The following is a 12605-nucleotide window of genomic DNA, read 5'->3' on the forward strand; positions in this document are numbered from 1 at the left end:
GTGACCTCGGCGGCGGGGCGCGGCCGACCGGTCACTGGGTGGCATAAAGCGACCAAATGGTGCATCATTGACGCCGCATGCCGGGGTGATCCCGCATGCTCACATCAATGCGCGGGAGCTCGGGGTAACCGGGCTGAGAGGGTAGCTGCCGCTGCCGACCGCAGGAACCTGTCCGGGTAATGCCGGCGTAGGGAGTAGCGCGATGGCGCCTGCCGTCAGTCCGTCCAAGCATGCCGAGGCCCCCCTCACCCTCACGCAGGAGACCCCCAGGACTCTGGGGTTTCTCGATCAGAGTGCCTTCTGGGCGAACCTGGGAGTGAGTCTTCTCGGGTTCTCCGGGGCGCTCGCCCTGCTCAACCCCCTCGGCGACGTTCCGCTCTCGTTCCTGGCGGCGCTCACCGCCGCCGTGGTGGGGAGCCTGGTGGGCACGGCCATGGTGGGCCTTGCCGCGGTACCGGGAGCACAGACCGGTGCCCCCGCGATGGTCCTGCTCCGTGGACTCTTCGGGGCGCGCCTGTCGTACCTGCCCACCGTTCTCAACATCGTCCAGCTGCTCGGCTGGGGCGCCTTCGAGCTCTGGGTGATCGCCCAGGGCGCCAAGGCGATCTTCGGAGACACGGTCCCGTACGCCGTGTGGGTCGTCCTGGGCGGAGTGATCACGACCGCCCTCACCATCCGGCCGCTGGGAGCCGTCCGGCTCCTCCGGCGCTACGTGACGATCGCGGTGATCGTCGCCATGGTCTGGTTCACCGTCGCGCTCTTCCGCGAAGGCCCGGCGGTCGAGGCCGGTTCGTGGACCGGGTTCCCGGCGGCCGTCGACTACGTGATCGCCCTCTCCGTCTCCTGGGTTCCCCTCGCCGCCGACTACGCGCGCCACTCACGTACACCCAGAGCCGCGTTCAACGGCGCCGTGGTCGGATACAGCATCGCCCAGGTCGCCTGCCTCGCCCTCGGCATCGCGGCGCTCGCCCTCGTCGGCGGGAACACCGAGAATGTCTGGGATCCCTTCGTGGCGGCGCCGCTGGGCGCGCTCTTCTTCGGCATTCTGGTGCTCCGGGAGACCGACCAGTCGTTCGCCAACGTCTACTCCACGGCCATGTCGGTGCACAACCTGCTGCCGAAGGTCGACCGCCGGATTCTCTCCGTCTCCATCGGAGCCTTGATCACCGGGCTCGCCCTGGTCGTGGACGTGACGAAGTACACCGTCTTCCTGGGGTTGATCGGCGCGGTCTTCGTCCCCATGTTCGCGGTTCTCGCCGTGGACTACTTCCTGCTCGGCGGACGGCGCTCCTGGGACACGGCGGCGGACGCGCCGTCCCGATGGCTCATGCTCCTGCCCTGGGCCCTGGGGTTCACGACCTACTGGCTGCTCGCCGCGCTCCCCGAGGTCGGGTGGTGGAAGTCCCTGTGGACCGGGGCGCGGGAGATGATCGGTTTCACACCGCAGCCGTGGATGAGCGCGGCGGTCGGGGCCTTCCTGGTGGCCGCGCTGATCACCCTGGTCGTCGGCCGGCTCGGCCGTACGGCGCGGGGGTGACTCACCGAATCGGGTAACCCCCCTCCAACCGAAGCAGGTGCTCCTTGGCGGCCGCACCGCCCGCGTAGCCGCCAAGGCCACCCCCGGTCTCGATGACCCGGTGGCAAGGAACTACGATGCAGACCGGGTTGGAGGCAAAGGCGTTGCTGACGGCACGTAACGCCTGTGGCCTTCCAATGCGTGCTGCTATTTCCTCATAAGTCGCTACTGAGCCGTACGGCACTGTGGCCAGTGCTTGCAGTACAGCGCGGCCGAACTGGGACGTCAGACGTGGATCCACAGGGAAAGAGAAGGTTTTCAGCCGACCGGCGAAGTAGGCATCCAGCTCTCGGCGCAGCGGATCGACACGACTGGGATCGGGACCGATGAACCGGCCTACCTCTCGGCTGATCCGTGCGAAAATCGTGTGCTCGTCCTCAAAACTGCACGCCACAACCCCACGGGACGTCACCGCCATCACCAGGCGCCCCACGGGGGTGTCGGTGGTGTCGAACGCGATGTCCGGCGGCGACTCGCCCTGGTATCCCGGCGCGGTCACGCGCAGAAGGGCTTCCAGGTCACCGGTGGACATGCGATACACCCTCTCATGGTTTCCCGGAAATACATCAAGATCGGCGGAGGAAAGGGGCACCATGGGCGGTGTGGACCGTCGGCGGGATGCCGGCCCTGCCGCAGGGGACGAAGGCATCGAGCGAGCCCTGGTGGAGAGTGCGGCCAACGCTCTCGTCGCCATGGATCGAGACCTGACGGTCCTCAGCTGGAACCCCGCGGCGGAGCGGCTGTTCGGCTGGACCGCCGAGGAGGTCCTGTCCAGGAGGGCGCCGATCATCCCGGGTGAGCTCATGGCCGAGCACAACGCCGTCCTGGAGCGGGTCCGGATCGGGGGCAGCGTCTCGCTGCGGACCAAGCGCTTCCACAAGGACGGGCGCCTGCTGGACGTCCGGGCCGACATCAGCGCGCTGCACGGGGCCAGAGGGGCCCTCCTCGGCTGGGTCGCCGCGTACCAGGTCGCAGAGACCGACGAAGCCGCCCGTGGCTACATGGCCGAGCGAATCCGCCTGGTCAAACGGCTCACCGACGTGGTGGGCGACATCAACGCCGAGCTTGAGCTGCCGGCCGTGCTCGACCGGATCGCGGCGAGCCTCACCGATCTGACCGGCGCCGACGCCGGTGGTTTCGTCATCATCGAAGGGGACAGGCTCCGGCTGGTCAGCGCGCATCAGATGCCCGAATCCCTGCGGGGGGCCACCGCGGATCTGCGGACGAGCCTGGTGGGCAAGCTGCTGAGCACGGGGAAGGCCGTCATGCTGGAGACCGGGGAGGACGGCCGGCTCGACGAGCTGATCTGGTCGCAGTTGCCCGGTCTGCACACGATCGCGCTGGGTATCGCGGCGGTGGGCGGACGCCCGTACGGCGCCCTGTACGCGCTCTTCTCCAAGCGGAGAGCGAGCCATGTGGAGCTTGAGCTGCTTGAACTGCTCGCCGGACACGCGGGTATCGCGGTCTCCAACGCGATGGCGTTCCAAGACGCCGTCCGCCAGCGCGCCCACGAGCGGGCGGTCTTCGACGCGAGCGCCGACGGCATCGCGGTGCTGGACGGGCGGGGCAAGGTCACCCAGTGGAACCCGGCGGCGCACAAACTCACCGATGTCGCGGCGTCGGATGTCATCGGCCGGCCGCCTCCCTTCCCGCTTCCGGCGCCCAAGGAGAAGCTCACCCACCATCTGGAGTCGGGGCTCTGGCTCGACGTGATGAGCGCGGAGATCGCGGAGACGGGTGAGATCGTGGTCGACTTCCGCGACGTCACCCGGGCCAAGGAGCTGGAGGAGGCCAAGGATCTCTTCCTGGCCACGACCAGCCACGAGCTGCGGACGCCCATCACGGTGGTGCGGGGCTTCGCGAGCACGCTGGCGCGGCGGTGGGACGAGCTCGCCGACGACGAGCGCCGTACGGCCGTACAGGCGATCGCGGACCGGGCCCAGTCGCTCGCCCAGCTGGTCGAGCATCTGCTGCTCGGGGCGCAGCTGGGCGCGAACGAGCTGCCGGTGACGATCGAGTCCTTCGACATGGCGCGGGTAATCAAGATCGTGACAATGGGCCTGCCCGCGCTGTCGGAGCGCCATACGATCGAGGTGGATATTCCGGATGATCTACCATTCGCCCTCGGTGATCCGCTGGCGACGGACACCATTCTGGGTCAGTTACTTGAAAACGCGTTCAAGTACTCGCCGCAGGGAGGGGTCATCAGGGTCCGGGCCTTGGCGGAGCGAGATCAAATAGTGGTCCTCGTCGAGGATGAGGGCATCGGGATCGCCCCGGGCGACTATGAGCGGATTTTTGAGCGTTTTGTACAAGGAGAAGCCGGTGACAGGCGGCGCTTTGGCGGCGTCGGGCTCGGACTTTACATTGTTCGAAGTTTGGCAAGGGCTCAAGGGGGTGACGTGATCGCCCGTGCCCGGGATAGTGGAGGGGCACGAATGAAATTCGTCCTTCCAAGATCGTGAATCGTGTAGACGAAGCCGGGTAACGAGGCGGTAACGACAGGGCAAGCTGTTGGCCAAGCTTCGTGGTCGGTAAGTACAGAGCGGTTTCCGTGTCTTTGCAACGGGGCATTTCGGTCGTACTGGGGCCTGGGTCCTCAGCAGAAACAGTGACAAGGTCCACAGGTTTCACAAACCTGCGGGGGAGGTGAGTGCGTCGAGCGTCGTATTGCTACCCCATGCGCCGTCCAGCGTCGCCGTCGCACGCCAACGCCTAAGTGCCGACCTGCACGCCTGGGGGGTCTTCGCCACAGCGGTGGACGACGCCGTGCTCGTGGTGAGCGAATTGTTGAGCAACGCGCTGAGGCACGCCCGCCCTCTCCCCTCCGGCCAGGTAAAAGTCGCCTGGCAGTGGGCCGACGGACGGGTCGAGGTCTCGGTGAGCGACGGCGGGGCGTCGACCGAGCCGAGGGCGGGACGACCGACACTGTCCTCGCTGGGCGGCCGGGGCCTCGGCATCGTCGAGCACCTCGCGGACCGATGGGGCGTCATGCACGACGGGGTGACCACCACGGTCTGGGCCGTCGTCAACGCTCCCTACCCGAGCCCTAACGGGGATATGGCACAGCCCGAAATCGGTGACCTGCGGGAGCGTGTGTCGTCCGAGGCGCATGTGCCGTACGGGATACCCGACTAGAGCGCCTCTCGATAGATCGGGCAGGACATGCACCGGGGTCCGCCCCGGCCGCTGCCCAGTTCGCTCCCCGCTATCCGGAGCACCTCGATCCCCGCGGCCTCAAGCCGGCTGTTCGTCTCGATGTTGCGTTCGTAGGCGATCGCGAGGCGAGGCGCCACCGCGAGCGTGTTGTTGCCGTCGTCCCACTGCTCCCGTTCGGCGGTGACCGGATCCAGCCCGGTGTCGATCACCTTCAACCGATCGATCCCCATGGCCTGCGCGGCGGCCTCCAGGAACGGCCGGGCCCGGGACACGCGTAGTTCGTCGTCGGGGCCGACGGTCACGGTGTAGGCGGTGAGTGAGTAGGCGACGGCCGGATACATCACCACGGTGTCCACGTCGACCATCGTGCACACGGTGTCCAGGTGCATCGTCGCCCGCTGCTGGGCGATCGGGATGGCGAGCACGGTCTGGACCGGGTGTCCGCTTCGCGGGGCGTCGAAGAGCCGGCGGGCCAGCCGCTCGACACCCGCGGGGGTGGTGCGCTCGCCGGTGCCGACCGCGGCGACACCCGGGGCGAGCAGGAGCACGTCGCCTCCCTCCACATGCTCCAGCGCGGGGTCGTAGAGCCGGTGGACACCCTGGAAGCGCGGATGGTGGGTGTAGATCAGCCGAGTGAGCTCGGCCTCCCGGACCCGGGCGGGCATCGCCAGGCTGGTCACCGCGACGTGATCACCGATCCAGACGCTGGAGTCCCGGGTGAACAGCAGGTTGGGCAGGGGATCGATCACGAAGTCGTGCCGGTTCATCAACTCGTAGACGAGTCCTCGGCCGATCTTCAGCTCCTCGTGGGCGAGACCGGCGACGAGCGCCTGGGTCAGGTCCTCTGGGGGCAGGTCGTTCAGGTAGGCCCGGGTGATCTGCCTGAGCCGGTCGCCGAGCCTGCGGTCGTCGACCACCTGATCGATGATCTCATTGCGCGCTTCGCCGAATTCGAGGGCCTCCTGGAGGAGCTCGGTCAGGTACAGAACCTCGACCCCGTGATCCCGGAGCACCGAGGCGAACGCGTCGTGCTCTTCCTGGGCCCGCCCCACCCAGGGGATGCCGTCGAAGAGGAGTTTGTCGTTGTTGCGGGGGGTGAGGCGTTTCAACTCGGCGCCGGGACGGTGCAGCAATACGGTGCGGAGACGGCCGACCTCGCTGTTCGCGCCGTGCTCCCATGCCGGATCGTCCTGGAGTGAGAGCTGATCGTCGGTCGCCTCGCGCACTGCTCCTCCTGAAGACTTCGACCACTGAGAGAAGTATGTCGAACTCATACCGTCACGATGGCAGGTGGGTCGCCTGTCGGTTGTGGACAGGTCGGGCCGTACTCCAGTTGATGCCCACGGCGGAGGTGGCAAATCTGGAGGGTTTTGCCGGTTTCCAGTCGATCCCGCGCAATGGGATCGGGCATCGCCCACGGGTACGGCTCACGCGGCTTCGGGCGGGCGGAGGGCACCCCGCGACGTCGGGGTGCGCGGTGACCGCGGGCTAGGCGGTCACCGCGACGATCGAGGCCGGGCCCGGAACGGAACGGAATCGGCCGGTGGAGCGCTCAAGGTCGGCGCCATGGTCAGGTCTTGGAGAACTTGCCCACCATTGTCACCACACCGACGACGACGAGAGCGATGAGGCCCACGATCAGCATGTACTTCAATATGCCGACGAGTGCGCTGACCAGGAGGAAGCCGACGTACGCCGCGAGGACGACTCCCAATATCGTCAAGATTGCTCGAATCATGGAATCCACGGTACGCGCGGAGTGCGGTCGGTGTGGCGCTCGCGGGGTCGGTAATCGGATACTTACCGGATGTTAGCTATTCGTGATGTTTCACGTGAATCATCGATTCGGCCTTACGGAGTGCTGACAGGATCCGCCGATCCGGCGACCCGGTCATATCGTGATGATGTGGTTGGCGTCGAAGGAGCGAAACTCAGTGAGCAGTAACCCCACCGCACGGATCCTCGTCGTCGATGACGACCCCACCGTCGCAGATGTCGTGGCCCGATATCTCGAACGCGACGGCCATCAGGTCGAGTGCGTCGGGGACGGGGCGGAGGCCCTCCATCGCGCCCTCGCGAACCCTCCCGATCTCCTCGTTCTCGACCTCATGCTCCCCGGCGTGGACGGCCTGCAGATCTGCCGGAAGCTCCGGGAGCGCTGGCCGGTTCCGGTGATCATGCTGACCGCGCTCGGCGATGAGATCGACCGGGTGGTCGGCCTGGAGACGGGCGCGGACGACTACGTGACCAAGCCGTTCAGCCCCCGTGAGCTCGCCCTGCGGGTGCAGTCGGTGCTGAGGAGGGCCCGGGGAGCCCTGGTGACCGCCGGCACCGGCGTGCTCCGCGACCGCAACCTCCTCGTCGACGTGGGCGCCCACGAGGTACGCCTGCGCGGGGAGGAGGTCGCCCTGACCGCACGCGAGTTCGACCTGCTGGCCTTTCTCATGCGCAACCCTCGCCAGGCGTTCAGCCGTACGGCGCTTCTCGAACAGGTGTGGGGGTGGTCGTTCGGCGACTCCTCCACGGTCACCGTGCACGTGCGGAGGCTCCGGGAGAAGATCGAGGACGACCCGACGGCGCCCAGGCGCATCGTCACCGTCTGGGGCGTCGGATACCGCTACGAACCAGGGGAGGAAGTCCCGTGATTCCGATCGCGGACCTGCTGGAGATCGCCGCGATCACCGGAGGGACCGGGCTCGTCATCGCGGCCGCCGGCCTGGCGCTCATGTGGGTGATCAGGGACCGGTCCGTGGGCGCGATGCTCGCCGTCGTCGCCGCGGTGACGGTGGCCGCCACACTCGGGGGTGTCGTCGCCACCACGTTCAAGATGTTGATCAACCCGCACGACCGGAGCGTCGTCCTGACGGTCGTGGCCGTGGGCGGAATGGTGGGGTTCGGCGTCGCGCTGCTGCTGGCCCGGCGGGTGGTGGCCGACAGCCGCCGCCTGCTCAAGGCCGTTCAGATCGTGCCCATGTTCGGGCAATTCACTCCTCCGGAGGGCCGCATGCCGACCGAGCTGGCCACGATCTCCAAGGCTCTGGAAGAGGCCCATGAGAGTCTCAGGGAGGCACGCGAGCGCGAGCGTGCCCTGGACGCCAGTCGGCGGGAGCTCGTCGCCTGGGTCAGTCACGACCTGCGGACCCCGCTCGCCGGGCTCCGGGCGATGGCCGAGGCCCTCGAAGACGGGATCATCGACGACCCGGCGACGGTCCAGCGGTATTACGGGCAGATCCGCCTGGAAGCCGGGCGGCTGACCCAGATGGTCGACGACCTGTTCGAGCTCTCCCGGATCAACGCCGGGGCGCTGAGCCTGTCCCGGCACCGCATCGGCCTCGACGACCTGGTCGCCGACACCCTGGCCGGGGTGGAGGCGCTGGCCCGGGCCAAGGGGGTACGGCTCCACGGCGCGTCCCAGGGCATGCTCCCGGTCGAGGTGGACTCGGGTGAGGTCGGCCGGGCGCTGCGCAACCTGGTCGTCAACGCGATCCGGCACACTCCCGCGGACGGCTCGGTCTCGGTGCAGGCCGGGGTGGTCGACGGGATGGCCTGCGTTTCGGTGTCCGACGCGTGCGGCGGGATCCCCGAGGACGATCTGCCGCGCGTCTTCGAGGTGGCCTTCCGGGGCTCGGCCGCCCGGACACCCGGACCGGACGGCGGGGCAGGGCTCGGCCTCGCCATCGCCCGGGGGATCGTCGAGGCGCACATGGGGGCGATCGGGGTCTGCAACACCGGGCCCGGATGCCGATTCATGATCCGCCTGCCGCTCTCCGTGTGAGCTAGCCGGCCAGGTCGTCGGGGGCGTCGAGCCAGCCCGTCGTCTCGCTCTCCTCCTGAGGCGAGACGAAGGTCTCGGCGATCGCGCGGAAGGTCGGGCACGGCCAGCGCCACATGCAGCTCCGGCAGCGCAGGATGGGGTGGGCCGTGTCGCCTGCGGTCCCCCCGGCGTCCCGCGGCTGGTGGAGGTCGAGGAGGCGGAGCCCCAGATCGGCGAAGCCCATGAGCTCCTCCCGCGCCCCCGCCAGAAATATCAGGTCTTCTCTGGCGAGCCTGGTGCGAATAGGGACGAAGCCATCACGGTTGATGAGGCCGTGGAGTGGACGCGTCGCCGCGCGCCACGAGGTGGATTTCTCGGTCTGGGTGAGGATCGCCTCCAGACGCTCACGTAATCTCGTGCGCTGCGGATCCTCGAATCGATCAACGTCCATCGTTCTCCCGCCCCTCCCCTGCGAAGCGATGGAACCGGGACCCCCGTCCGCGGCCGGGTGGTGTCGCACACGGTAAAGCTTTGCGCACTCCGGGTTCCGGCGTGGCTGAAACGGTGGACATGGTCGTCAAAGCAATCCGGGATTTCCAAGGAATGGGTTTGGATGGCCGGAGAACGTGACCGAGGGGGCGTGACGGCGATAATGTGCCCGCGTGGAGCTCAAGGTCTCGACGCGATCTCACGCGGGCAACGCCATCATCGCCGTCGCCGGGGAAATCGATCTGTACACCGCGCCGCGGCTACAGGCCGAGTTCGCCCGGCTCCTTGCCGATGATCCAGAACGGGTTGTCATAGATATGTCTGATGTGGAGTTCTGTGACTCCACCGGGATGAACGTGCTGCTGTCGGCGCTCAAGCGTCTCCGGGAACGCGGAGGGGCGCTGGAGGTGGCCGCGCCGCGTCCCGCGGTGCGCAAGATCCTGCAGGTGACCGGCCTGGATTCGGTGTTCACCGTGCACGACTCGATCCCCGCCGAGTTCGCCGAACCGGCCGGATAACCCGATGACCGAGGTCTGCGGGCTCACCCCGCCGGTTCGGCGGCCACCGGAACGGCCGGGCTAGCCCACAGGCCGTCCGGGCCGCACTACCATCGGTGGATATGGAGTCCGCAGGCGACACCGCCGTCATCATCCCGGCCAAGGACGAGGCGGCTCGCATCGCCGCCACAGTCAGGGCCGCCCGCACCCTGCCGGGTGTCGACCTCGTCGTGGTCGTCGACGACGGCTCGTCCGACGGCACCGGCGACGCGGCCCGGGCGGCCGGTGCGCGCGTGGTGCGGCACAGCAGAAACCAGGGCAAGGCCGCCGCCATGGAGACCGGCGCGGAGGCGGTGGGGCTCCTGGACGAGGGCCGTGAGCACCCTCGGCATCTCCTCTTTCTCGACGCCGATCTCACCGAGACCGCCAAGGACGCCGGTCCGCTGATCGAGCCCGTCCGCGCCGGGGACGCGGACATGTCCATCGCGGTCTTCCCCGCCAACCGCGTCAAGCTCGGGGGGCACGGCTTCGTCGTCAAGCTCGCGCGGGACGGCATCCATCGGATAACCGGTTTCACCGCCGCCCAGCCCCTCAACGGACAGCGCTGCCTCACCAGGCCCGCCTTCGAGGCGGCCCGCCCACTGGCCGCGGGGTTCGGGGTGGAGACGGGGCTCACCATCGACCTGCTCCGGGCCGGTTTCCGCGTCGTCGAGGTCGAGGTGCCGCTCGCGCATCGCGCCACCGGCAACGACCTCAAGGCCCAGATGCATCGGGCGAAGCAGTTCAAGGACGTGGCGAGAGCGCTCGCGGCCAGGGAGCCCGTCGTGCGCAGAGGGCTGGAAACCCTCCGTCCTCCCCGGTGATGTCCTGGCTCGCCCGCGGCGGCCTCGCCGTGAGTCTCGGCCTGACCGTGCTGATTCCGCTGCTCGGCCCGTCGGCGATGGTGCCACCGTTGCCCGGCCCGGCCGGGCAACCGCCGTACTCGCTCGGCCTGGCGCCCTCGGGGCACCTCGTCGTCGCCCTTGCCGCGGTGATCCTTGCGGCCGGGACCGCCGGACTCGGCGCAGGCCTTTCGGCGGTACGGCGCGGCTGGGCCCCGGATCCACGCCGCCTGCTGCTGCTCGGGGCGTCCGTGGCCGCCTTGCTCGCCTTCCTCCCCCCGATGGGCTCCTCGGACCACCTCAACTACGCCGCGTACGGCAGGCTGCTCGTGCTGGGCCACGACCCCTATGCGACGTCCCCGGCTCAGCTGCCGGGGGATCCGGTGGTCGGCGCGGTCGAGGAGTGGGGCACGGTCACGAGTGTGTACGGGCCGGTGGCGACCGGTCTCCACGGGCTCGCCGCGCTGGTCGGCTCAGACTCGGTCAGGCTCACGGTCTTCGTCCTCGCCGTCGTCAACGCCATCGCGTTCACCGGCACCGGGCTGCTGCTGCACCGGATGGCGGCGGGCGATCCGGACCGGCAGCGCAGGGCGGCGCTGCTGTGGACGCTCAACCCGCTGCTGATCTACCACCTCGTGGCCGGGATGCACGTGGACACCCTCGCGGTCGTGTTCGCGGTCGCCGCGCTGGCCCTGCTCGGCCGGAGTCTGATCGGCTCGGGCGTCATGATCGGGTTGGGGATGGCGGTGAAGCTTCCGGTGGGGCTGGTCTCCCTCGGACCTGCCTGGGAGCTACGGCGTGCGCCCCGCCGCCTGCTGACGGTCGCCGTGGCGGCGGCGGTGACCGTGGCCGGGTTGTACGCTCTGGCCGGCCCGTACGTGCTCGACCAGGTGGGGGCGGCGAGCAAGAGCGTCTCCAAGGCGACGCCGTGGCACCTGGTGGCCAACGATCCGCTGCTGGGCTGGGCGATGCCGAGGACCTGGGTGCAGATCGGCTCGTTCGCGCTCCTGGCCGTACTCGCGGCGCTGCTGCTGCGGGCGATGCCCGCCCCCTATCCGGACGGTGTGGCCGCGCGGGTGGCGGTGGCCCTGATCGTGGCCTGGCTGTTTGCGGCGCCCTACGCCTTGCCCTGGTACGACGGGCTGGCTCTGGCCCTGCTCGCCCTGGTGCCGTGGTCGGCGCTGGACGCCTTCGTCGTCGCCCGCCTGGCCGTGCTCTCCTTCGCCTATCTTCCGGCCCGGCAGGCGGATCAGCCGGCCGACCTGGCCTGGCTGGTGACGGTGGTCAGGTCCCAGGTGGTACCGCTGCTGCTGACGGCGCTGCTGATCGGCCTGATCCTGTGGGCGGTGCGAGCCGGAGCGCGCGCACGGAGGCCGTCAGCGCCAGCGGAACCGCGACGCTCAGCGCCATCGCCGGGATCGCCACACCCGAGTCGTTGACGGCGAATCCGACGAGTGCGCAGGTCAACGCGCTGAACAGCGCAGGCCGTAAGGCAGGTGTGAGCTCGTAGGCCAGGCCGAGGGCCGGGGCGCGCCACGAGGCGGGGCGCATCAGGACGAGGTAGAGGAAGACGAGGGCGGTGACGGCGAGGATGGTCAGCTCCCAGGTGCCCAGGGTGCGGAGCATCGCCAGTCCCTTGCGGGTGACGACCGACCAGGCGCCGCCGTCCAGGACCTGCTCGAAGAACACCCCGAGGTGGGTACGCCGGTCGGCGGGCCGGAGCCAGTCCAGCCAGGCGATCGCGCCGATGAGGGCGACTCCGGCGGCGCAGAAGGCGACCATGCGCGGCCAGGACGGCCTCAGCCCCAGCAGCATCAGGACGAACACCGCGAAACCCGGGACCCAGGCGATCGTGCCGCCGAAGTCGGCCCCCCACGAGGGCCATCCGGTGATCACAAGCCCTACGCCTCCGGTGACGCCGACCAGCGTGGCCGCGAGCCGTCGGCGGCCCCGGTCCAGCAGCGCCTGGACCGGCCAGGCGAGCATCAGGGTGCCTCCGGTCACGAAGGCGGCCCAGGCGATGTTGCTGAAGCCGTAGAACCGGCCCCCGGTGACCGGCTCGTAGCCGGCGACGGCGTTCACCTGGAGGTGGGAGCCGGTGAGCACGTCGAGGCCGAGGGCGAGGAAAGTCGTCGCCGCCACGACGGTGAGAGGGCCGAGGACGTGCCGGCGCCAGGGACCCGCGTAGGCGGCGGCGGTGATGGCCGCGGCCACGGCCACGATCGCCCCGACCAGCCCGAGCATGGGCC

General features: G+C 69.1%; 12 protein-coding genes and 1 riboswitch. Of the genes, 8 read left to right on the forward strand and 4 right to left on the reverse strand.

Going from position 1 to position 12605, the window contains the following annotated elements; translation table 11 throughout:
* Positions 1-101: 101 nt before the first annotated feature.
* Positions 102-211, forward strand: a riboswitch (TPP riboswitch).
* Entirely contained in the window at positions 203-1537 is a 1335-nt protein-coding gene (locus tag RUR_RS35490; protein ID WP_283139608.1) for a purine-cytosine permease family protein, read from the forward strand. Its footprint overlaps the riboswitch before it by 9 nt.
* Before the next feature lies 1 nt (position 1538).
* Here RUR_RS35490 and RUR_RS35495 read toward each other — a convergent pair whose 3' ends face one another.
* Positions 1539-2108: a methylated-DNA--[protein]-cysteine S-methyltransferase gene (locus tag RUR_RS35495; RefSeq protein ID WP_283139609.1), complete on the reverse strand. Its 570-nt coding sequence runs from the start codon at positions 2106-2108 to the stop codon at positions 1539-1541.
* A gap of 61 nt (positions 2109-2169) precedes the next feature.
* Between RUR_RS35495 and RUR_RS35500 the strand changes: the two genes are divergently transcribed.
* Both RUR_RS35500 and RUR_RS35505 read left to right on the forward strand, forming a co-directional pair.
* Positions 2170-4041 carry a sensor histidine kinase gene (locus tag RUR_RS35500; protein ID WP_283139610.1) on the forward strand — a complete coding sequence of 624 codons (1872 nt, stop codon included), beginning with the start codon at positions 2170-2172 and terminating at the stop codon, positions 4039-4041.
* A 184-nt stretch (positions 4042-4225) separates the two neighbouring features.
* Positions 4226-4714, forward strand: a complete 489-nt coding sequence (locus RUR_RS35505) for an ATP-binding protein (RefSeq protein WP_283139611.1) — start codon at positions 4226-4228, stop codon at positions 4712-4714.
* Here RUR_RS35505 and RUR_RS35510 read toward each other — a convergent pair.
* Together RUR_RS35510 and RUR_RS35515 are read right to left on the reverse strand one after the other, a co-directional pair.
* Positions 4711-5961 carry an arginine deiminase gene (locus RUR_RS35510; protein ID WP_283139612.1) on the reverse strand — a complete coding sequence of 417 codons (1251 nt, stop codon included), beginning with the start codon at positions 5959-5961 and terminating at the stop codon, positions 4711-4713. The two genes, RUR_RS35505 and RUR_RS35510, sit on opposite strands and share 4 nt — an antisense overlap.
* 344 nt (positions 5962-6305) lie before the next feature.
* Positions 6306-6473 carry a hypothetical protein gene (locus RUR_RS35515; RefSeq protein WP_283139613.1) on the reverse strand — a complete coding sequence of 56 codons (168 nt, stop codon included), beginning with the start codon at positions 6471-6473 and terminating at the stop codon, positions 6306-6308.
* A gap of 196 nt (positions 6474-6669) precedes the next feature.
* Here RUR_RS35515 and RUR_RS35520 point away from each other — a divergent pair, with 196 nt between their 5' ends.
* On the forward strand, positions 6670-7380 hold the full coding sequence (locus RUR_RS35520; protein ID WP_283139614.1) for a response regulator transcription factor: 711 nt from the start codon (positions 6670-6672) through the stop codon (positions 7378-7380).
* On the forward strand, positions 7377-8510 hold the full coding sequence (locus RUR_RS35525; RefSeq protein ID WP_283139615.1) for a sensor histidine kinase: 1134 nt from the start codon (positions 7377-7379) through the stop codon (positions 8508-8510). The genes RUR_RS35520 and RUR_RS35525 overlap by 4 nt, the downstream gene beginning before the upstream one ends.
* 1 nt (position 8511) lies before the next feature.
* Here the strand turns inward: RUR_RS35525 and RUR_RS35530 are convergent, their stop codons facing one another.
* Positions 8512-8940, reverse strand: coding sequence for a hypothetical protein (locus RUR_RS35530; protein WP_283139616.1), 429 nt, complete (start codon positions 8938-8940; stop codon positions 8512-8514).
* Positions 8941-9151: 211 nt separating this feature from the next.
* On the opposite strand from RUR_RS35530, the gene RUR_RS35535 reads away from it, so the two are divergent.
* The 3 genes from RUR_RS35535 to mptB all read left to right on the forward strand — a co-directional run bounded on the left by RUR_RS35535 (position 9152) and on the right by mptB (position 11795).
* On the forward strand, positions 9152-9496 hold the full coding sequence (locus RUR_RS35535) for an STAS domain-containing protein (protein ID WP_283139617.1): 345 nt from the start codon (positions 9152-9154) through the stop codon (positions 9494-9496).
* Positions 9497-9597: 101 nt separating this feature from the next.
* A complete protein-coding gene (locus tag RUR_RS35540; RefSeq protein ID WP_283139618.1) occupies positions 9598-10338 on the forward strand; it encodes a glycosyltransferase in 741 nt (246 codons plus the stop codon).
* Positions 10338-11795, forward strand: coding sequence for a polyprenol phosphomannose-dependent alpha 1,6 mannosyltransferase MptB (mptB, locus tag RUR_RS35545; protein WP_283139619.1), 1458 nt, complete (start codon positions 10338-10340; stop codon positions 11793-11795). Before RUR_RS35540 ends, mptB begins: the two co-directional genes overlap by 1 nt.
* Positions 11796-12605: the final 810 nt, after the last annotated feature.

This window comes from Rhizohabitans arisaemae (assembly GCF_025996515.1).
Lineage (GTDB): Bacteria > Actinomycetota > Actinomycetes > Streptosporangiales > Streptosporangiaceae > Rhizohabitans > Rhizohabitans arisaemae.